Genomic DNA, 22,149 nt, shown 5'->3' with positions numbered 1-22,149 from the left:
TTAGTAATGTTTCCTTAACAACATAAAGATTTTAAAGTTTCAATTTTGCAAAAAATTTTAACAAACGAAGAAATGAAAAACTTTAAGACTAATTTGCTCACTTGTTTATTTTTATTGATCAGCGCAGCTGTGCTTTCTCAAGGAAAGATAAAAGGAACTATTGTTGACAACGAACTAGGCGCAACTTTACCTGGCGTAAACATTCTTATTAAAGGTACTACAACTGGAACATCAACAGACGTTGATGGGAAATTTTTGCTGACAACAACACAATCTTCCGGACAAGTTGTTATTACTTACATTGGTTTCGGATCAATAACGCGCAACTTTAAAGTTAGCAATAGCGAAACATTTGATTTTGGCACTATTAAATTGCAACCCGATGCCAACGCATTAGAAGAAGTTGTTATCAGAAGTACCGTAATTGATATTGCAAAAGACAGAAAAACCCCTGTTGCGGTTTCCACCATCAAAGCTGCAGAAATTCAGCAAAAATTGGGAAATCAAGAGTTTCCAGAAATATTAGCCAATACGCCTTCTGTTTATACAACAAAATCGGGTGGTGGTTTTGGAGATTCAAGAATAAACATAAGAGGTTTTTCGCAAGAAAATATCGCAGTAATGATAAACGGTGTGCCGGTAAATGACATGGAAAACAGTCGTGTTTTCTGGAGTAACTGGGCAGGTTTGTCAGATGTGACTTCTGCAATGCAAGTACAGCGTGGTTTAGGTTCTTCTAAATTGGCAATTTCATCTGTTGGTGGAACGATAAATGTTGTTACTAGAACTGCTGACATTAAAGAAGGTGGCGTGGTTTCATCTACTGCAGGAAATGACAATTATTTGAAAACGTTAGCTAGTTATTCTACTGGTAAAATGAAAAATGGTCTTTCGGTTTCAGTTTTATTAAGTCAGACTTTTGGAGCAGGATATGTTGACGGAACTAAATTTGCGGCAGGAAATTATTTTATTGGTGTTGGATATGAATTCAATAAAAACCATGATGTTCAATTTACATTTACTGGCGCACCACAATGGCATAACCAAAGATCGGCAGCACCAACTATCAGTGATTATATCAAATATGGAGAAGGTAATAATGAGCCAAACATTAAATACAATTCAGATTGGGGATATTTAAACGGTGAAGAATATAGCTTCAGAACAAACTATTACCACAAACCAGTTGCATCATTAAACTGGGATTGGAAAATCAATGAAACAACAAAATTGTCGACAGTATTATACGCCTCTTGGGGTCGCGGTGGAGGAACAAGTGGTGCTGGTGCCATTAGAGGAAATCGATTTTTTGCAAACAATTTAAAAACGCCTAACGGATTAATTGATGTTGATTTAATTCAAGCATGGAATTCAGGTCAACCAGTGTCAATTATTCCAGCTTCTGGTCCGCAAGTGCCAAACTCAAATCCAAGAGCACAAATTGGCGGTAGCTATCAAAATAGCGCATCAACAAGTAACAATGGAACAAACGGTATTTCTAAAATAGCATCTGTTAACTCGCATAACTGGTATGGCGGTGTAATCAATTTAAACAAGAAATTATCTACTAATTTAACTTTAGACTTTGGGTTAGACGCAAGAACTTACAGAGGAATTCATTATCAAAATATTACAGATTTAAATGGTGCTGATAACTATGCTGACAACACGGATATAAACAATCCTGGAAGAGTTTTAAATTTTGAATATGCTGCTCAACCAAACGGGAATCCACTTTTTAACAGTGACTATCAGCAAAAAATAAACTACAACAACGATGGTTTAGTTACATGGTATGGCGCTTTTTCTCAATTAGAATATAGCACAGGTAACTTGACGGCTTTCATTCAAGGTGCAGTTTCGCAACAAGGTTTCAGAAGAGATGATTTCTTTAAATATTTAGTAACTGATCCATTGTATTCAACAGATTATAAAAATATTTTAGGTGGTAACGTTAAAGGTGGCGTAAATTACAACATCAACGAATATCACAATGTATTTGCTAATGCAGGTTATTACTCTAAACAACCATTCTTTAATGCTGTTTATCCAAACAATGCCTCAGCATTAAATGAAAACTTGACTAACGAAAAAATCATGGGTCTTGAAGCTGGTTACGGTTTCCGTTCTTCTAAATTTAATGCAAATGTGAATGTTTATAGAACGACTTGGAAAGACAGATTTATTAGAGTCACAGCTAATATTGATGACGATTTAAATGCTTCAACACCAACAGTTCTTGGTTCTGCCTTTATTCAAGGTGTGGAACAAATTCATATGGGTGCAGAATTAGACTTTAATTACAAGCCTGTTACTAAACTATCTATTAATGGTATGGTTTCGGTAGGAAATTGGAAATATGGATCTGATGTAACTGCAAATTATCAAGATGATAATAATAATGTGATCACAAACCCTTCAGGTGACGCATTTGTTGAAAAATTGTACATCAACGGAATAAAAGTTGGTGATGCTGCTCAAACTACTGCTAGCATTGGAGCAACTTATGAAATACTAACACGATTCAAAATTGATGGAAATTATAGATACATTGATCAATTGTTTGCAAGTATCGATCCAACATCATTCAAAACACAAAGTGCTAACGATAAAGGTTCTTTATTATTGCCAGCTTATGGTTTAATGGATGCTGGTTTCTCCTATAAAATGCTTGTTGGTAAAGACAATACAAATTCGGTTAATTTCAGATTTAACATGAATAACGTTCTAGACAAGATTTTTATCGCTGAATCTAGAACAAACATTCATATTAAAAATCAAGAAGATTTCGTTAATACGAATGGAACACCAAATACAACAGCATACAATACTTACTTGACAAATTTAAAAGTGTATGACGGTTTAGACCAATCTAACCAAGTATATTTTGGTTTTGGAAGAACTTGGAACTTCGGAATTTCATATAATTTCTAAGGTAAACACAAGTTAAAATTAAGTTTAAAAACGGCATTCTGTAATCAAGAATGCCGTTTTTTTATGTCTTTTTGTTATATTTGTTATTCTAAAATTTAAAATAATGTACGATTTTATTCAAAAATTCCATTCCGGCTGGGCTTATTTAGCTTTGTTGGTGCTACTAGTTACTATTATAAACTCTTGGATTGGAATGACCTCCAAAAAAGAATTTACTCCAAAAGACAGAAAGATTGCTATGTTTGGTTTGATTGCCACCCACATACAATTAGCAGTAGGTTTGATTCTGTGGTTTGTTTCCCCATTGGGAAAAGCAGCCTTCGGAAATATGAGCGATGCCGCTACCAGATTAACTTCGTTAGAACATCCGCTTACGAATATTATTGCAATAGTCTTAATAACAATCGGTTGGTCAAGACACAAAAAGGCAGCAACCAATGAAGCCAAATTCAAATCAATAGCCTTGTTTTACAGCCTCGGACTAGCATTAATCTTGATAAGAATTCCATGGCATTTGTGGTTTTAGCATAAACATAAAGTCCTGAAAAGGGCTTTTTTTATCAAGGCACATTTTTTGCAATGTAGTTTTCAAAACAAAAATACCACTTATGAATAAGAAGCTATTTATACTCCTTTTTGCACTACTAATTTCCTTCTTTGGAAATAGTTTTACTGGAAATAAACCACAGCAAAAGGATAAAAACAAAGACAAACCAACTAAAAATTCTGAAACAAAAGAAAAAGTAAAGGAGAAAGAGAAAATGGCTGTCCTAACCGCCAAACTCGATACGGCAACGGTCAAACTTAAAAATATACTGCCAAAATTAGATTCTTTAGATTTACTAAATTCCAAGTTAAAGGTTATTAAAAAAAATGCGCACGCTTCCTATTATCATAATAAATTTAACGGAAGAAGAACAGCAAGTGGGAGTAAATTTAACAATGACGCATATACCGCAGCTCACAAAAAATTACCTTTCGGAACAAAACTAAAAGTTACGAATGAAGCTAACGGAAAGTTTGTAATTGTAGAAGTGACCGATCGTGGACCCTTTTCAAAAGCGCGTGAAATTGACCTAAGTAGAAGAGCATTTATGGACATTGCCGATAATAAAAATTCGGGCGTAGTTTTCGTTACGGTAGAAGTTATTGAGCCAAAATAATTACCAGCTTTTAAATGGATTGTTGCTCAGATAAGCATTGTAATACCGATTGTCATTAGTGACTTCTTCACCAAGCCAAATCGGTTTTTCGAAAGATTCGTCTTCCGATTGCAATTCGATTTCTGCTACAATCAATCCCTCATTATCTCCAAAAAAAACATCAACTTCATATACGTGAGCACCAACATTTACTTCGTGTCTGATTTTGTCAATCACGCCTTTTTCACAAATAAGCAATAACTTTTCAGCAGCTTCAACCGGAATTTCAGTTTCCCATTCCAAGCGCGTTGTTCCCGTGGCATTTCCCTTTCCTTTTATAGTTAAAAAAGCGTTGTCTTCTTTAATTCTGATACGCACTGTTCTTTCAGGATTCGAATTGAGATAGGCTTGCACAATTCTTTTTTTGGTAAAAGCATCGTTCATAAAATCATTCGAAAGCACCAAAAATTTACGTTCTATTTCTACCATTTTTAAAGATTAATCTAATTTATTTTAGGAGCTATTTCCAGCTTTCCACTCTATCTTTTAATTGTTTTATCGCCCTGAGCGCAGTCGAAGGGTATTTTTATAAGACAATAAAAAGGATGCCTTTCTTAACACGTAGTGTTCACCGAACATCAATAACAAATAAATACTTGATCAGGTAAATATATTATAAATTTGTCGAAATGACTGAACCAATTCCAAACAGAAAAATTATCCACGTTGATATGGACGCATTTTATGCTTCGGTAGAACAAATGGACAATCCTGAACTGAAAGGAAAACCATTGGCAGTCGGCGGAAGCGAAAACCGTGGCGTAGTCGCTGCAGCGAGTTATGAAGCCAGAAAGTTTGGCGTTCGCTCTGCCATGAGCGGCATTCAAGCCAAAAGGAATTGCCCCGATTTGATTTTTGTTCCGCCCCGATTTGATCGGTATAAAGAAATTTCTAAAAAAATTAGTGCTATTTTTCACGAGTATACCGATTTGGTAGAGCCTTTATCTTTAGACGAAGCCTATCTTGATGTAACTCAAAATAAAAAAGGAAATCCAAGCGCCACTTTAATCGCACAGGAAATCAGAAAACGAATATTTGAAGAAGTAGGCATAACAGCTTCAGCCGGAATTTCAGTGAATAAATTTGTGGCCAAAGTTGCCAGTGATTATAACAAGCCCAATGGACAAAAAACAGTTTATCCTGAAGAAGTAGAAGGATTTCTAGAGAATTTAGAAATCAAAAGATTCTATGGTATTGGCAAAGTCACCAAAGAAAGAATGTATCATTTCGGAATCTTTACGGGCAAAGATTTAAAAACAAAATCACAAGAATTTCTAGAAGAGCATTTCGGCAAAAGTGGATTGTATTTTTATAACATAGTGCGCGGCATTCACAACAGTCAAGTTAAACCAAATAGAATTGCAAAATCAGTAGCTGCCGAACATACGTTTAATGAAAATCTAACTTCAGAAATTTTCATGATGGAGAAATTAGAGCGCATTGCAGAAGAACTAGAACGACGGTTAAAGAAATATAAAATTTCCGGAAAAACAGTAACACTCAAAATCAAATACAGCGATTTTACGACACAAACTAGAAGCAAGACATTGCCTTATTTTATTTCCGATAAAGGATTGCTCTTAGAAACTGCAAAAGACCTTCTGTTTCAAGAACGCATGAAGGATTCGGTTCGGTTATTAGGCATTTCACTCAATAATTTAAACACAGAAGTAAAAAAGACCGTTGTGGTTCAGTTGCGATTTGAGTTTTAGACATAAAAAAACCAGCCATAAAGCTGGTTTCAATTTATAGCTATAGAAGATTATTTCTTGTTCAATTTTGACAACAATCTCAAGAATTCAATATACAACCAAACTAAGGTGATCATTAATCCCATTGCGCCATACCATTCCATGTATTTTGGCATTTTTTGCTCCACGCCTTTTTCTATTTGATCAAAATCTAAGAATAAATTCAAAGCAGCAATTACAATTACAAAAGCACTTATTCCAATGCTAATCAAAGAATTTCCATGATGAACAGGTTGGAAACCAGTAAACATCGATAACAACCACGAAATCAAATAATAGGAAGCAATAGCTAGAGTTGAAGCTAAAACTACGGATCTGAATTTCTCAGTAACTTTTACAATTTGATATTTAAATAATCCAAAACACACCATAAAAGTCACGAAAGTACAACTGACCGCTTGTATCACAATTCCGGGATATCTAAGTTCGAAAATGGCTGAGATTCCACCAATAAACAAACCTTCAAAAATAGCGTAACCAGGGGCTAAGTATCCAGAAAGTTGAGGTTTAAATACGGCAATCATCACCAATATAAATCCAATAATAGCACCGCCAATGGTAAATACTATTGGGTTTTGACCGTTATTCGTCATAATCCAAGTGATGGATGCACTGGCCACTAACAAAATCAACATTAGAAAGCTTTTATTAATTGTTCCCGAAACGGTCATAGTTTGGTCATAATCAATAACAACGGCGTCGTGCGTCACTTCACTGTTTTCTTTAAAAGATTTTGTTTTAAAAAACGGATTGTTTGAATTCATAATAATTTTATTTTTAAAAAAAGTAAAGGTAATTATTCTATTTCAGATACACGTAAAGTGTTTACCATTCCTTTATCGGCAACTGGCATTGCAGCAAGATTGATAAGCATGTCGCCTTTTTTAACGTATCCTTTTTGTTTAGCTATATCATTCACATCGTCAACGGTATCATCCGTACTTACAAATTTATCATAATAATAAGCATTTACACCCCAAAGCAAACTCAGTTGAGTTAAAATTCTTCTGTTTGAAGTAAAGACTAAAATGTGTGCTGAAGGACGCCAAGCCGAAATCTGAAATGCAGTGTAACCGCTATTGGTTAATGTTGAAATTGCTTTTGCTTTAATCGCATTCGCCATAATTGCTGCGTGGTAACAAATCGATTTTGTAATAAAACGTTTGGTCCTAACGTGAGGCGGATTTTGCGGCACAATGATTAACGGAGAATCTTCAACGGCTTCAATAATTTGGGTCATTTTTTCGATTACTTGAACCGGATAATTTCCAACAGACGTTTCTCCAGATAACATTACGGCATCCGCACCATCCATAACTGAGTTGGCAACGTCATTTACTTCGGCGCGTGTTGGCGTCAAACTCGTAATCATCGTTTCCATCATTTGTGTTGCTACAATTACTGGAATTCGAGCCGTTTTTGCTCTATGAATTAATTTTTTCTGAATTAGCGGAACTTCGTGTGCCGGAATTTCAACTCCCAAATCACCACGAGCCACCATTAACCCATCACAGAAAGCAACAATTTTATCAATGTTTTCAACTGCTTCTGGTTTTTCTATTTTGGCAATAATCGGAATTTTATAATCCGAATGCTTTGCAATTAAATCTTGTAACTCTTCTAAATCGGCAGGCGTTCTAACGAAGGAAAGAGCAATCCAGTCTACTTTTTGTTCAATGGCAAAAATGGCATCTCGAATGTCTTTTGTAGTCAAAGCCGGAAGTGAAACTTTAGTGTTTGGAAGATTAACTCCTTTTTTAGATTTTAAGGGGCCGCCTTGAATTACTTTACAAACCACTTCTGTTGTTCCGTTAGTTTCCAATGCTTCAAACATTAACTTACCATCATCTAAAAGAATTTTTTCGCCTGGATTTACATCTCGCGGAAACTCTTTATAATTCATGTAAACACGTTCTTTTGTTCCCGGAATATCTTCTGCAGTTTGAAAAGTTATAATATCGCCAGGATTTACAACAACATCTTCTTTCATCACACCTACGCGAAGTTTAGGTCCTTGTAAATCGCCTAAAATTGCAGTGTTATATCCAAATTCATCATTTAAACTTCTAATGATCTTTATTCTTTCTTTTACATCTTCATAATCAGCGTGAGAGAAATTAACACGAAACACATTCACTCCAGCATCGATCATTTCCTTAATTACTTCTCTCGAACTACATGCAGGCCCTAAGGTCGCTACAATTTTAGTTTTTTTTCTTGTTGGCATTATGTTTAAAAAATTAAATTATTTTTAGATTTTATATTTTCAACATTAACAGCATAAACTGCGCTAATTCGGTCTATTTTATTGATATGATTCGTTATTTCTAAAATATCAATCGCGGTTTCAGTATTTTCAATTTTCAAGAAGTAATCTACTTTTTTAAATTCAGGAATAAAATAGATTTTGGTAGAAAATTTGTTATTAGTTTCAGCAAAAAGTCCCTGATTTAAAGTCTGAGTACCAACCAATATGTTGTTTTTGTTCTGGATTAAATTCCAGTAAACCGATGCTTTTTCGTCTTCAAAAATAAATCGTGAAAACTGACTTTCACCGTCTTTATTGTTAATCTGAATAGTGCTATTGCTTTTTTTTAGAATAATCGGTAAGTTTTGATTAATGTAGTACGCCAACCTATAATCCTCTAATGAAGTATGGATCGCAATCAACTGATAATCGATCTCGTTGTACTCTTCAAGATGCAATTTGTGAACTGTCATATATTGCAAAATTAGTTGTAAATATACTATATCTGACTCAAATTTTACAAACAACAAATTAGGATTGTGTTAATTTATGAACGAAAACGTTATAGTTTTTGAAGAATCGGGTTTATTTATTTTCTATTTTTTCTTGAAATGCAAAAAACGCGCGTTGAGATGCTTTTTCTTCCGCTTTCTTTTTTGATGTTGCTCTCGCTTTTGCAATTACTTTATCGTCGATACTTAGTTTTACACCAAAGTATTTTTGCCCATCATTTCCATTGTCATCAAAAACATCATAATGAAACGTTTTTTTCTCTTTCTGACACCATTCAATCAAGAGACTTTTATAGCTAATTACTTTCCCCTCTAATCTTGCAATATTTACGTAGGGAATAATGACACTTTTCTGAATGAATTTTTCGCAAAACTCATATCCTTTATCCAAGAAAATAGCACCGACTAATGCTTCAAAAATATTGCCATGAATATTTTCTCCAAAGTGTTGCGTTGGCACTTTACTATCGATATAATGGATTAAATCTAAATCTCTTCCCAGTTCATTTAAATGCTCACGACTTACGATTTTAGAACGCATTTTGGTCAGATATCCTTCGTCACCAGTAGGAACTTCATTATATAAATGAGCTGCAATAACGGCACTTAACATAGCATCACCTAAGAATTCTAGACGCTCATAATTCATCGGATTTCCCTTAGAATCCATTTTATTGGTAGAACGATGTGTAAATGCTTTTTCGTAATAATAGATAGCTTTTGGTTTAAAACCTATTATATTTTGAATTGCTGTAAAAAAAATCCCGTCCTCAGATGAACGGGATTTCTTAGTAAATATGTTTTTTAAAATTTTCATTCGAAAATTATGCTTCTAATTTTTTGAATAAAACACAGGCGTTATGTCCGCCAAATCCAAAAGTATTGCTCATAGCAACATTGATTTCTCTTTTTTGAGCTTTGTTTAATGTTAAGTTCAAACTTGGATCAATATTTTCATCCACAACAGTGTGATTAATTGTCGGAGGAACAATTCCATATTTCATAGCTAAAATCGATGCAATAGCTTCAATAGCACCCGCAGCACCAAGTAAATGGCCTGTCATCGATTTCGTTGAATTGATGTTAATGTTTTTAGCATGATCGCCAAATACAGCACTAATGGCTTTTAATTCGGCAACATCACCAAGCGGAGTCGAAGTTCCGTGAGTGTTAATGTGATCTACTTGTTCTGGTTTCATTCCAGCATCACGTAGTGTATTATTCATAACCGCAATAACTCCAATTCCATCAGGATGTGGTGCCGTTAAGTGATAAGCATCAGATGACATTCCGCCACCGCCAACTTCACAGTATATTTTCGCGCCACGTGCTTTTGCATGTTCGTATTCTTCAAGAACTAATGCTCCCGCGCCCTCACCCAAAACAAATCCGTCACGGGTAGCATCAAAAGGTCTTGAAGCTGTTTCGGGACTGTCATTTCTGGTTGATAAAGCCTGCATAGAATTAAATCCACCCATTCCAGCAATAGTTACTGCAGCTTCTGATCCACCAGTTATAATGACATCACAGATTCCTAAACGGATGTAGTTGAAAGCATCAATCATAGCATTGGCAGAAGATGCACAGGCAGAAACCGTTGTATAATTTGGACCCATAAATCCATTTCGCATCGAAATGTGAGCTGGAGCAATATCTGCAATCATTTTTGGGATAAAGAAAGGATTAAAACGCGGAGTACCATCGCCTTGCGCATAACTGATTACTTCCTCTTGGAATGTTTCCAATCCGCCGATTCCAGCACCCCAAATTACACCCACTCTTTGTTTGTCAACATTGGAATCGGTAATTTCCGCATCGGAAATAGCTTCCTGACTTGCCGCAACAGCATACTGAGCAAATTTGTCCATTCTTCTTGCCTCCTTGCGCTCCATATAATCTTCAATGTTGAAGTTTTTTACTTCGCAGGCAAATTTTGTCTTATGCTTTTCGGTATCGTAATAGGTAATTGGAGCGGCACCGCTAACGCCATTAATAAGAGCGTTCCAATATTCCGCGATGTTATTTCCAATAGGGGTAATGGCACCTAAACCTGTTACTACAACTCGTTTTAACGTCATAATTTATTTTTTAGAATTGTATTTAAACAATAATACCCATGTTTTCTTCAAATATAATCATTAAAGAGACAAGGGTATTTCAATATTGTGAGGATTGAATATCAATCGTTTTACTTCGTAGTAAAAATAATAAAAATCCGTGAAGCTACAACTAGTTACACGGATTAATACTTATTATTTTTTTGCTTCTTCGATGTAAGAAATAGCTTGACCTACAGTAGCAATGTTTTCAGCTTGGTCGTCTGGAATCTGAATATCAAATTCTTTTTCGAATTCCATAATCAATTCAACAGTGTCTAATGAATCAGCTCCTAAATCATTTGTGAAGCTAGCTTCTGTTACAACTTCGTTTTCATCAACGCCTAATTTGTCTACAATAATCGCTTTAACTCTTGATGCAATGTCTGACATAATTTCTAATTTTAATTTTTAATTTGTTGGCAAAAATAAAAAACTTTATTTTAAAACAACCTATTTGTTAGTAAATGTGACCACGAAAATAAAAAAATTATTTAAGAATCTGATATTATCATGGTTTAAATTCTTTTTTTTGTGCTGTAATATTATTTCAAAATGAAAAAGGTTTTGCTTTTTGCTTCTGGCACGGGTTCCAATGTGGAAAATATCATTCACTACTTTAAAAATAATGATGCTGTTGCAATAGTAGGTGTCTTTTCAAATAATTCGAATGCCCAAGTTTTAGATAAAGCAAAAAAATATGGTGTGCCCACATGTATCTTCAACAAAGAAGAACTTGCCGGAGATTTTGTTTTGAATAAAGTAGATCAACTTAAGCCTGATTTAATCGTTCTTGCCGGTTTTCTTTGGAAGTTTCCAGAACACATCATTGCAAAATATCCTAATAAGATTATCAATATTCATCCAGCATTGCTCCCAAAATATGGCGGAAAAGGAATGTACGGCATGAAGGTTCACAACGCCATTCTAGAAAATAAAGAAACAGAAACCGGTATTACCATACATTATGTAACCGAACAGTATGACGAAGGCGAATTCATTCTGCAGCAGAAAGTAACTATCGAAGATTGCGCTTCCGCAGATGAAATAGCATCAAAAATTCACGAATTAGAACACGAATATTTTCCGAAAACTATTAAAAGATTGTTAGATCATTAGACTAACTTAGACTTCTTAGACAAAATCTAATCAGTCTAAAAATCTAACCAATCTAAGTAGTCTAAAAATCTAACCAATCTAAGAAGTCAAAATGTCTCACCAAGTCCACATCTACACTGACGGCGCTGCCAAAGGAAATCCCGGAAACGGCGGTTATGGCGTGGTAATGGAATTGGTGGGAACCAACTATAAAAAAGAATTCTACGAAGGGTTTCGCCACACTACTAATAACCGAATGGAATTACTGGCTGTTATTGTGGGTTTAGAAAAGATAAAAAACCCAGGAACAAAAGTGTTAGTCGTTTCCGATTCAAAATATGTGGTCGATTCTGTGGAAAAAAAATGGGTTTTTGGTTGGGAGAAAAAAGGCTACAAAGACAAAAAGAATCCCGATTTATGGATGCGTTTCTTGAAAATTTATAGAAAACATCAAGTTGATTTTAAATGGATCAAAGGACACAACAACCACAAGCAAAACGAGCGCTGTGACGAATTAGCCGTTTATGCCTCTGGCTTGCCGAATTTATCTATTGATGCTTTTTACGAAAAAGAAGAGCAGAAGCTGTTGTGATTTCTACCTAAAATCATAAATAATCGATTCGTTCAGGAGCTATTTCCCGCTGTCCGTTATATCTTTTTCTTTAAAAAAAGAAAAAGGATGCCACTTCCATCAGGGCTATAGAATTGCTATTGTGAAATTGAAACCTTGTTCGGTCTTTGTTCGATACTTGTTCGGGGTTGTAGTACCCTATATGGGCGTTTTACCGAAGGAGTATAGAGCAAGTACAGAACATGACTGCACTATAGTCCAAATCATGCCGCTTTAAACTTCCGTGTTGCAACTCTGAAACATAAAACTTATCTTTGCGCCTTTAATTTGAAACACAGATAATGAACAAACTTTTAATAGTAGGAACGGTTGCTTTTGACGCTATCGAAACGCCTTTTGGAAAAACAGACAAAATTTTAGGCGGAGCCGGAACGTTTATCGGACTTTCAGCTTCTCATTTTAACTTACAATCGGCTATTGTTTCGGTTGTTGGCGATGATTTTCCACAAGAATATTTAGATTTATTAACGTCAAGAAACATCGATATTTCAGGACTTGAAATCGTTAAAGGTGGAAAAACCTTCTTTTGGAGCGGTCGGTATCATAATGACATGAACTCAAGAGATACCTTAGCTACGGAACTTAATGTTTTGGCTGATTTCAACCCAGTTGTTCCTGAAAATTTTAAAAATGCTGATGTTGTGATGTTAGGAAACTTGCATCCCATTGTACAAACGGGTGTTTTAAACCAAATGACACAAAAACCAAAATTAGTGGTTTTGGACACTATGAATTTCTGGATGGATTGTGCTTTACCAGAATTATTAGACGTAATCAAACGTGTTGACGTAATTACAATCAACGATGAAGAAGCACGTCAATTATCGGGAGAATATTCTTTGGTAAAGGCTGCGGCTAAAATCCACACGATGGGACCAAAATATGTGGTGATTAAAAAAGGAGAACACGGTGCGTTGATTTTCCAAGACCACGAAATCTTCTTTGCTCCGGCATTGCCTTTGGCAGATGTTTTTGATCCAACAGGTGCAGGAGATACTTTCGCAGGTGGATTTGCTGGTTTCATTACCCAACAAGGCGACATTTCATTCGAAACCATGAAAACAGCCATAATTCAGGGGTCAAACTTAGCCTCGTTCTGTGTAGAGAAATTCGGAACCGAAAGAATGTTAGAACTGACAAAAGAAGAAGTTAACCAACGACTAAAACAATTCAAAGCGTTAACACAATTTGAAATAGAATTATCATAAATTTATGCCTCGAAGTTTCGGGGCATTTTTATTTTAATGACAATTTTGAACCATTAAGAAATTAAGAAAAAGTAAGACTTAATGAAACTTAATTTCTTAATGGTTCAAAAAATAATGTGAATGCAAAACAACACAACTAAATTACAACTACAATGAGCGACGCATTAAAACACGAATGTGGAATTGCACTTTTACGATTAAAAAAACCGTTAGAATTCTATAAAGAAAAATACGGCTCTGCTTTCTATGGCATACAAAAAATGTATTTGCTAATGGAAAAGCAGCACAACCGCGGGCAAGACGGTGCGGGATTAGCTTCCATAAAATTAGATGTAGAACCTGGTGAACGCTACATCAGCAGAGTTCGTTCTAATAAGGCACAAGCGATTCAGGATGTTTTTGCCCAAATCAACGAAAGAATCAATGAAGAATTAACGTTGCATCCGGAATATCAAGATGATGTTCAGTTGCAAAAAGATAATATTCCCTACATCGGAGAATTGTTTTTAGGACATGTTAGGTATGGAACTTTTGGAAAAAACAGTATCGAAAGTGTTCATCCATTTTTAAGACAAAACAATTGGATGCATCGAAACTTGATTTTGGCAGGAAACTTCAATATGACTAATGTTACGGAACTTTTTACTAGTTTGGTCGAACTAGGTCAACATCCAAAAGAATTGGCGGATACCGTAACGGTAATGGAAAAAATTGGACATTTTCTAGATGATGAGGTTACCGATTTATATCTGGAATGTAAAAATAACGGCTTGTCCAAAAGAGAAGCCTCTCCAGTAATTGCTGAAAAACTAGATATTCCTAAAATTTTAAAACGCGCTTCCAAAGGTTGGGATGGCGGTTATGCTATGGCTGGATTATTAGGTCACGGTGACGCATTTGTGTTTCGGGATCCTGCGGGAATCCGTCCAGCATATTTTTATGAAGATGATGAAATTGTAGTTGTGGCTTCTGAAAGACCAGTTATTCAAACGGTTTTCAATGTAGCTTTTGAAGAGGTAAAGGAATTACAACCAGGACATGCCCTAATCATTAAAAAAAACGGGCAAGTTTCTGAAGAAGAAATTATTACGCCAACAGAAAAAAAAGCATGTTCATTTGAGCGTATCTATTTCTCAAGAGGGAGTGATGCCGAAATTTATCAGGAGCGAAAAAAATTAGGAAAATTAATTCTTCCTGCTGTTCTTGATGCCATAGAAAATGACACCGACAATTCTGTTTTTTCCTATATTCCAAATACAGCCGAAACTTCCTTTTACGGAATGGTTGAAGCTGCCAATGATTTTTTGAACCAAAGAAAAAACCAATTCATTCTGAACAACAGAAAGACTTTGACTAAGGAAAAGTTGGAAGAGATTCTTTCTGTAAAAATCAGAACCGAAAAAATAGCCATTAAAGATGCTAAATTAAGAACATTTATTACAGAAGACAGCAGTCGAGATGATTTGGTTGCACACGTTTATGATGTTACTTATGGTGTAATTAAACCAACAGATAATTTGGTAATTATTGACGACAGTATCGTTCGAGGAACTACGCTTAAAATGTCAATTATTAAAATGATGGACCGATTGCATCCCAAACGAATTGTAGTTGTTTCATCGGCGCCGCAAATACGTTATCCTGATTGTTATGGGATAGATATGGCACGATTGGAAGGTTTGATTGCTTTTCAAGCTACCATGGAATTGCTGAAAGAACGCAATTTATACCCTATTGTTGACGAAGTGTATGTCAAATGTAAAGCACAAGTAAATTATAAAGATAACGATGTCGTTAATTATGTAACCGAAATATACAAACCCTTCACAGACCAGGAAATCTCAGATAAAATCGCCCAGCTGTTAACGTCCCAAGATATAAAAGCTGAGGTTAAAATTATCTTCCAAACCGTCGAAAATTTGCACATAGCTTGTCCTAAAAACTTAGGCGATTGGTATTTTACAGGAGACTATCCAACTCCGGGAGGAAACCGTGTTGCAAATACGGCATTTATGAATTTTTATGAGGGTAAAAATGCACGAGCTTATTAAAATTTTAACATTTTTAGCGTTTTAACGATTATTGCTGTAGTTCGTCTAAATAATTTGTACTTAGGATTCTATACCTTATATATTTGTTGAACCATAGCATTAGTAGGTTAAGTTTATGGTAGATTTGGGGCAAAAAGGGTGAAAAGAAATTTTCACCTTTTTTATTTTCTACAAGTTCCAAATTTTTCTTAAAAAACATCAAAAAATCGACTTTAACGATTATTATTGTATTTCATCTGAATTATTTGTTTACAAGTTTTCCTGCCCTTTATATTTGGTAAACCATAGCATTAGTAGGTTAAGTTTATGGTAGATTTGGGGCAAAAAGGGTGAAAAGAAATTTTCACCTTTTTTATTTATAGTACTCATAAAATCGTTGAAAATTAGAGATTTCACTCTCATTTGCCTATCATCCCAATATATTTTTAACAAAAATCCTTGTTTTTTCACAACTTGTGCTTAGTTTTGCCGTACCATAGTATTTAGTAGGTTAAGTTTATGGTAGATTTGGGGCAAACAGGTGGAAGCAATTCCGCCTGTTTATTTTTAGAGAAATTCCAAATAAAAAAACCGACTGCTCTCACAATCGGTTTGTAAACCTAACCAAAGAATTCTTGTTATTTTTCTATTGCATATAATCTCGCTACTTCCGTCCAGTTAACTACATTAAAGAACGCTTCAATATAATCAGGACGACGGTTTTGATAATTTAAATAATAAGCATGTTCCCAAACATCCATTCCAAGAAGAGGAGTTCCGCCGCAACCTACTCCAGGCATTAATGGATTGTCTTGATTTGGCGTGCCACAAACTTCAAGTTTACCCTCTTTTAGACAAAGCCAAGCCCAACCTGAGCCAAATTGTGTTGCACCTGCTTTAGAAAAACGAGCTTTGAATTCATCAAAGTTGCCAAAAGCAGCATCAATTGCATCAGCTAATTCGCCAGTTGGTTGCCCTCCACCCGTTGGTGACATCCCTCTCCAAAACAAATTATGATTGTAAAATCCGCCACCGTTATTTCGAACCGCAGCATTTTTCATATCCAAATTAATCAAAAGATTGTCAATTGTTAATCCTTCTAAATCTGTTCCTGCAATAGCAGCATTAAGATTGGTAGTATAGGCTTGATGGTGTTTTGTATGGTGAATTTCCATAGTTCTCGCATCAATATGTGGCTCTAATGCATCGTATGCATAAGGTAATTGCGGTAATTCGAAAGACATAATATATCGTGTTTAAAAGTTAGTAAAAATAATTGAATTCAAATTTAAACATTTAACTTCGTAAATGAAAATTCTATTTTTCAATTAACAAATAATTAAAGCTAGTAATGTCCTTCGATTTACAACCTGACTTCCTTCAAGACGATTTAATAAAATTAATACCGCTTCAGGAATATGATTTTGATAAATTATTTGAAGTAGCATCTGATCCCTTAGTTTGGGAACAGCATCCAAATTCGAATCGCTATAAATTGGAAGATTTCACCAACTATTTCAAGGGCGCAATTGAATCGAAAGGCGCTTTTCTGATTCTAGATGCTGTTACAAATGAAGTGGTTGGCTGTAGCCGATATTATGCCTACAACGAAAAGGATAATTCAGTTTTGATTGGCTATACTTTTATCGGAATTAAATTCTGGGGCAAAGGATATAACAAAGCCTTGAAGAAAATCATGCTTGATTATGCATTTCAATTTGTGGATAAAGTGTATTTCCATGTCGGTGCATCAAATTATCGTTCTCAAAAGGCAATCGAAAAAACAGGAGCAGTTAAAGTGGATGAATTTGAAGTTGAATATTATGGCGAATCCAGCAAGTTAAATTTTGTGTATGTAACAGAAAAGAAAAAGTAAAATGTTTACCTAAACACGCTCTAAAGATTAAGGATTGTGAAATATGTGTACACCCTAGAACTTATAAAAGAATAGAAAAAAATGCAAAAACCAGCTTTCTCAATATACGATGCATCAGCAGGATCCGGAAAAACGTATGCCTTGGTCAAAGAATACCTTAAAATTATTCTATTATCTAAAAAGCAAGACGCTTATCGCAATATTCTTGCCATCACATTTACCAATAAAGCGGTGCACGAAATGAAAAGTCGTGTGGTGGAAAGTCTTTCGGAGTTTGCTAAAGAAAATCCTTCTGATAAGGCCTTACAATTAATGCAGGATATTAATGCGGAAACTGGTTTGAGTTTTGCCTCAATAACCGAAAAAGCCAAAAGCATTATTAAGAATTTAATTCACAATTATGCCGCTTTCGATATTTCGACGATTGATAAATTCACGCACAAAGTTATTCGCGCGTTTGCACACGATTTGAATTTGCCAATTACTTTTGAAGTTACATTGGATCCCGAAAATCTTTTGACAGAAGCCGTTGATGCTATAATTGCCGAAGCCGGAAATGATGAACAATTAACCAAATTGCTGGTCGATTTCACAATGGAAAAAACCGATGATGATAAAAGTTGGGATGTTTCACGCGATATTATGGAAACAGGGAAACTGATTCTGAATGAAAACAATCGAGAAGAAATCACCCATTTCAACACTAAAAAAATTGAAGATTTTATCGAAATCAAAGCTAAACTGATCAAACTTTGTGAAGAATTAAGAGCTGAAAGTGTAACGTTGGCGAACAATAATTTAGCTTTAATTGAGAAGAATGGAATCAATGAAAAATCATTCTCTGCCGGGCATTTTCCGAATCATTTGAGAAGTGTAGTAGATGGAAAATTCAATCCGAAAAATAAAACCTATCACGAATTTGAAGACATAAAGATCAACAAAACGGCATCCGATAAGGAAATTATTGAATCTATAATTCCAGAATTACTTGTGGTTTTGGCTTCTATTTATGCGATTCATCAGAAAATCGATTTCTATGAAGCCTTCTTAAAAAACATTACGCCACTTTCCTTACTGAATACGGTTAGTAACGAACTGAATAAAATCCAAAAAGAACAAGGAATTCTATCTATTTCTGAATTTAATAAACTCATTTTCGACCAAATACAAAATCAGCCTGCACCTTTTATTTATGAACGTTTAGGCGAAAAGTACAAGCATTTTTTCATTGACGAATTTCAAGATACTTCTGAAATGCAATGGTGCAATCTGATTCCGCTAATAGACAATTCACTTTCGAGTGAAGATTTGTCTGGCGAAAGAGGAAGTTTGATGATTGTTGGAGATCCAAAACAGTCGATTTACCGCTGGCGTGGTGGAAAAGCGGAACAATTTATAGCGTTAAGCAAAGAGATAAATCCATTTGTGAATCCGGACAAAAAGCTATTTTCATTGGAAACGAATTGGAGAAGTTATTCTGAAATTGTCAACTTCAATAATAATTTCTTCGGATTTTTATCGGATGAATTTACGAATGAGGATTATAAAGAATTATACAAAAACCATAGTTTCCAGCAGGAAAACTCTAAAAAGGGCGGATATGTAAATATTTCGTTTGTTCCAAAAATGGAGAAAGCAGAATTTGGTGAAGAAGAAAATCTGGCAAAAAACGAATTGTATCTTCAAGCAGTTTTAGCAACGATTCACAAGGTAAAATCCAGTGGATTCCGCAATAAGGACATCGTAATCCTAACGCGAAAAAAATCGCACGGAACCGAAGTTGCCAACTATTTAACGGAAAATGGAATTCCGATTTTGTCAACTGATAGTTTGTTGCTTGGAGCGTCTTCAGAAGTGCAAAGTATACTTTCAGTTTTGTCTTATTTGAATAATAAATACGATTTATTGGCGAAAGCAAATTTCCTTTATTATTTAGCTTTAGAGCAAGATCGACTTCAAACGCATGATTTTATTGCAGAAGGAATGAATTTAAGCGATGAAACCGAGTTCCAAAAATGGTTGAACGGATTCGCGATCGATTTTTCGTTTGCTAACATTCGTAAGAAGTCATTATACGAAGCTACCGAGATCATTATTTCGAAAATTATTTCGATTCAGAAACGAAATGCCTATGTTCAATTCTTTTTGGATTTGGTTTTGGAACACGATTTGAAGAAGCAAGCCGGAATTTCGGAATTTCTGAATTATTGGATTGCCAATTCTGAAAAGTTGAGTATTCCGTCGCCTGAAGGCAATGATGCCGTTCGGATTATGACGATTCACAAATCAAAAGGATTGGAATTTCCGGTGGTGATTTTTCCTTTTGCCGATGAAGATTACAGTAAAGGTCCAAAAGAGAAAATTTGGCTCAACGCCGATGCAGAGCAATTTGGTTTGCCAAAAGTTTTGGTCGATAAAAGCAATATGGTTTCGAATTATGGCGAAGAAGCTGCACTACTTTACAGTCAGAAAAAGCAGGAAGATTTGCTTGATGATGTCAATGTTTTATACGTAGCGTTAACAAGAGCCGAAGAGCAACTGTTTATTATTTCGGGTATGCAAACGCCTAATAAAGAAGGGAATTATCCAAATACTATGGCCTCGTTTTTCATTCGGTTTTTGGAAGACAAAGGCTTTGAAGAAAGTAAATTGGACTATGAATTTGGTATGCCCAATAAATTATCGGTAACGAAAGAAATCATCGATCAAACCAAAACGATTCCACAACTTGCAGCGACATTAAATCCGAAAAATATCAAAATTGCGCAACGTGAAAGTTTGATGTGGAATACGCATCAGCAAAGAGCCATTGAATACGGAAACATTCTGCACGAAATTTTATCATTCATAAAAACTAAAGACGATATTGATTTGGCTTTAACCAAAGCTATTGAAAACGGATTGATTGTTTCGAGTCAAAAAGAAGTGGTTTTGAAAACAATTAATGAAATTGTAAATCACACGGAGTTAGAATCATTTTTCGCAATTCAAAATAAAATCTTAAATGAAAAAACCATTATCCAAAAAGAAGGAAACATTGTGAAGCCAGACAGAATGGTGCTTAACAATCAGAACGAAATCTATTTATTGGATTATAAAACGGGTTCACATCAGCCAAAATACCAATTGCAATTAGAAAGTTACCAAAGCGCAATTGAAAATATGGGTTTTAAAGTCACTAAAAAAGCGCTCGTTTATATTGGAGAAACTTTGGAAGTGGTAAATTTGTAACCAGAAAAAAAATAAACAACAACTAAATACCATGTACGGAAAAATTCAACAACACCTACAAAATGAATTGAACGCCATTGAGCAAAATGGAATTTTCAAAAAAGAACGCATTATTACATCACCGCAAGGAGCAGAAATTACGGTGAATGGCGAAACAGTTTTAAACTTCTGTGCCAATAATTATCTAGGATTGTCTTCACATCCGGAAGTCGTACAAGCAGCAAAAGATGCTTTGGATACACATGGTTTCGGAATGTCGTCTGTGCGTTTTATTTGCGGAACTCAAGATATTCATAAAACATTAGAAAAAAAGATAGCCGATTTCTACGGAACCGAAGACACGATATTATATGCGGCGGCTTTTGACGCGAATGGTGGCGTTTTCGAACCTTTATTAGGAGAAGAAGATTGCATTATTTCAGATAGTTTGAATCATGCTTCTATTATAGATGGTGTTCGTTTGTGTAAAGCAGCGCGGTATCGTTATGAAAATTCCAATATGGAAGATTTGGAAAACCAGTTAAAAAAAGCGGTTGAAGCCGGACATCGTTTCAAACTTATTGTAACGGACGGAGTTTTCTCCATGGATGGATTAGTAGCGCCATTAGATAAAATCTGTGATTTGGCCGACAAATATGATGCCTTAGTAATGGTTGACGAATGTCACGCCGCGGGCTTTATTGGCGCAACCGGAAAAGGAACGATGGAAGCAAAAGGAGTACTGGGACGCGTCGATATTATCACAGGAACATTAGGAAAAGCGTTGGGCGGCGCAATGGGTGGCTATACTACAGCAAAAAAAGAAGTTATAGAACTTCTGCGTCAGCGTTCGCGTCCTTATTTATTTTCAAATTCATTGGCCCCGGCAATTGTTGGTGCCTCCATCAAGGTTTTCGAATTATTAGAAAAAGACACTACACTTCGCGATACATTAGAATGGAATACAAATTACTTCAAAGACGGCTTAAGAAAGGCCGGAATTGATTTCATTGATGGTGATTCGGCAATTGTTCCAGTTATGTTATACGATGCAAAATTATCTCAAATTATGGCGGACGAACTTTTGAAAAAAGGAATTTATGTTATCGGCTTCTTTTTTCCAGTGGTGCCAAGAGACAAAGCGCGTATTAGAGTACAGCTCTCCGCAGCTCATACCCAGCAACATTTGGACAAGGCAATAAACGCTTTTGCTGCCGTTGCCGAAATGCTAAACATTGAAAAAAAAGTATAAAAATTTCAGAATTACTGTTGAATCCTTATATAATTCACACATTTTAACATTTTGATTTTGATATTAGAATATTACGTATTACTTTTGTCCCATTATAATTA

General features: G+C 35.2%; 19 protein-coding genes. 11 read left to right on the top strand and 8 right to left on the bottom strand.

The features are described 5' to 3' along the window. Positions 1-72 precede the first annotated feature (72 nt). The 3 genes from PSU83_RS05690 to PSU83_RS05680 all read left to right on the top strand — a co-directional run bounded on the left by PSU83_RS05690 (position 73) and on the right by PSU83_RS05680 (position 4,097). Positions 73-2,934, top strand: a complete 2,862-nt coding sequence (locus PSU83_RS05690; RefSeq protein ID WP_300587770.1) for a TonB-dependent receptor — start codon at positions 73-75, stop codon at positions 2,932-2,934. 103 nt (positions 2,935-3,037) lie between these two features. Beyond that, positions 3,038-3,460: a hypothetical protein gene (locus PSU83_RS05685; RefSeq protein WP_300587768.1), complete on the top strand. Its 423-nt coding sequence runs from the start codon at positions 3,038-3,040 to the stop codon at positions 3,458-3,460. A gap of 82 nt (positions 3,461-3,542) precedes the next feature. After that, positions 3,543-4,097, top strand: coding sequence for a septal ring lytic transglycosylase RlpA family protein (locus PSU83_RS05680; protein ID WP_300587766.1), 555 nt, complete (start codon positions 3,543-3,545; stop codon positions 4,095-4,097). On the opposite strand, the gene PSU83_RS05675 is transcribed toward PSU83_RS05680, so the two are convergent. Next, positions 4,098-4,565 carry a CYTH domain-containing protein gene (locus tag PSU83_RS05675; RefSeq protein ID WP_300587764.1) on the bottom strand — a complete coding sequence of 156 codons (468 nt, stop codon included), beginning with the start codon at positions 4,563-4,565 and terminating at the stop codon, positions 4,098-4,100. A gap of 200 nt (positions 4,566-4,765) precedes the next feature. Here PSU83_RS05675 and dinB point away from each other — a divergent pair, with 200 nt between their 5' ends. Continuing rightward, positions 4,766-5,848 carry a DNA polymerase IV gene (gene dinB / locus PSU83_RS05670; RefSeq protein ID WP_300587762.1) on the top strand — a complete coding sequence of 361 codons (1,083 nt, stop codon included), beginning with the start codon at positions 4,766-4,768 and terminating at the stop codon, positions 5,846-5,848. Between the two features lie 50 nt (positions 5,849-5,898). Here the strand turns inward: dinB and PSU83_RS05665 are convergent, their stop codons facing one another. The 6 genes from PSU83_RS05665 to PSU83_RS05640 all read right to left on the bottom strand — a co-directional run bounded on the left by PSU83_RS05665 (position 5,899) and on the right by PSU83_RS05640 (position 11,136). Then, entirely contained in the window at positions 5,899-6,651 is a 753-nt protein-coding gene (locus PSU83_RS05665) for a Bax inhibitor-1/YccA family protein (protein ID WP_300587760.1), read from the bottom strand. Positions 6,652-6,683: 32 nt separating this feature from the next. Further along, on the bottom strand, positions 6,684-8,114 hold the full coding sequence (gene pyk / locus PSU83_RS05660) for a pyruvate kinase (protein WP_300587757.1): 1,431 nt from the start codon (positions 8,112-8,114) through the stop codon (positions 6,684-6,686). A gap of 5 nt (positions 8,115-8,119) precedes the next feature. Further along, positions 8,120-8,608 carry an IPExxxVDY family protein gene (locus PSU83_RS05655; RefSeq protein WP_300587755.1) on the bottom strand — a complete coding sequence of 163 codons (489 nt, stop codon included), beginning with the start codon at positions 8,606-8,608 and terminating at the stop codon, positions 8,120-8,122. Positions 8,609-8,720: 112 nt separating this feature from the next. Beyond that, positions 8,721-9,464 (bottom strand): ribonuclease III, encoded by a 744-nt coding sequence (gene rnc / locus PSU83_RS05650; protein ID WP_300587753.1) that lies wholly within the window; start codon positions 9,462-9,464, stop codon positions 8,721-8,723. 7 nt (positions 9,465-9,471) lie between these two features. Further along, positions 9,472-10,725: a beta-ketoacyl-ACP synthase II gene (gene fabF, locus PSU83_RS05645; protein WP_300587751.1), complete on the bottom strand. Its 1,254-nt coding sequence runs from the start codon at positions 10,723-10,725 to the stop codon at positions 9,472-9,474. Positions 10,726-10,899: 174 nt separating this feature from the next. After that, a complete protein-coding gene (locus PSU83_RS05640; protein WP_007137004.1) occupies positions 10,900-11,136 on the bottom strand; it encodes an acyl carrier protein in 237 nt (78 codons plus the stop codon). Between the two features lie 162 nt (positions 11,137-11,298). On the opposite strand from PSU83_RS05640, the gene PSU83_RS05635 reads away from it, so the two are divergent. The 4 genes from PSU83_RS05635 to PSU83_RS05620 all read left to right on the top strand — a co-directional run bounded on the left by PSU83_RS05635 (position 11,299) and on the right by PSU83_RS05620 (position 15,731). Beyond that, positions 11,299-11,862 carry a phosphoribosylglycinamide formyltransferase gene (locus tag PSU83_RS05635; protein WP_300587748.1) on the top strand — a complete coding sequence of 188 codons (564 nt, stop codon included), beginning with the start codon at positions 11,299-11,301 and terminating at the stop codon, positions 11,860-11,862. A 91-nt stretch (positions 11,863-11,953) separates the two neighbouring features. Further along, a complete protein-coding gene (rnhA, locus tag PSU83_RS05630; RefSeq protein WP_300587746.1) occupies positions 11,954-12,433 on the top strand; it encodes a ribonuclease HI in 480 nt (159 codons plus the stop codon). A 320-nt stretch (positions 12,434-12,753) separates the two neighbouring features. Continuing rightward, the gene (locus PSU83_RS05625; protein ID WP_300587744.1) at positions 12,754-13,680 is read left to right on the top strand and encodes a PfkB family carbohydrate kinase; all 927 of its coding nucleotides are present in this window, start codon (positions 12,754-12,756) and stop codon (positions 13,678-13,680) included. A 152-nt stretch (positions 13,681-13,832) separates the two neighbouring features. Then, entirely contained in the window at positions 13,833-15,731 is a 1,899-nt protein-coding gene (locus PSU83_RS05620) for an amidophosphoribosyltransferase (RefSeq protein ID WP_300587741.1), read from the top strand. 617 nt (positions 15,732-16,348) lie between these two features. Here PSU83_RS05620 and PSU83_RS05615 read toward each other — a convergent pair. Beyond that, positions 16,349-16,954 (bottom strand): superoxide dismutase, encoded by a 606-nt coding sequence (locus PSU83_RS05615; protein WP_300587739.1) that lies wholly within the window; start codon positions 16,952-16,954, stop codon positions 16,349-16,351. A 107-nt stretch (positions 16,955-17,061) separates the two neighbouring features. On the opposite strand from PSU83_RS05615, the gene PSU83_RS05610 reads away from it, so the two are divergent. From PSU83_RS05610 to kbl, 3 genes are all read left to right on the top strand, one after another. Further along, the gene (locus PSU83_RS05610; RefSeq protein WP_300587737.1) at positions 17,062-17,586 is read left to right on the top strand and encodes a GNAT family N-acetyltransferase; all 525 of its coding nucleotides are present in this window, start codon (positions 17,062-17,064) and stop codon (positions 17,584-17,586) included. Positions 17,587-17,667: 81 nt separating this feature from the next. Beyond that, positions 17,668-20,817 (top strand): UvrD-helicase domain-containing protein, encoded by a 3,150-nt coding sequence (locus PSU83_RS05605; RefSeq protein ID WP_300587735.1) that lies wholly within the window; start codon positions 17,668-17,670, stop codon positions 20,815-20,817. A gap of 31 nt (positions 20,818-20,848) precedes the next feature. Continuing rightward, positions 20,849-22,048: a glycine C-acetyltransferase gene (kbl, locus tag PSU83_RS05600; RefSeq protein WP_300587733.1), complete on the top strand. Its 1,200-nt coding sequence runs from the start codon at positions 20,849-20,851 to the stop codon at positions 22,046-22,048. The last annotated feature ends 101 nt before the right edge of the window (positions 22,049-22,149 follow it).

It is taken from the genome of Flavobacterium sp. (assembly GCF_029945805.1).
Taxonomy (GTDB): Bacteria; Bacteroidota; Bacteroidia; order Flavobacteriales; family Flavobacteriaceae; genus Flavobacterium.
The sequence above is the reverse complement of the archived record's forward strand: the minus strand, read 5'-3'. Positions and strand labels throughout refer to the sequence as shown.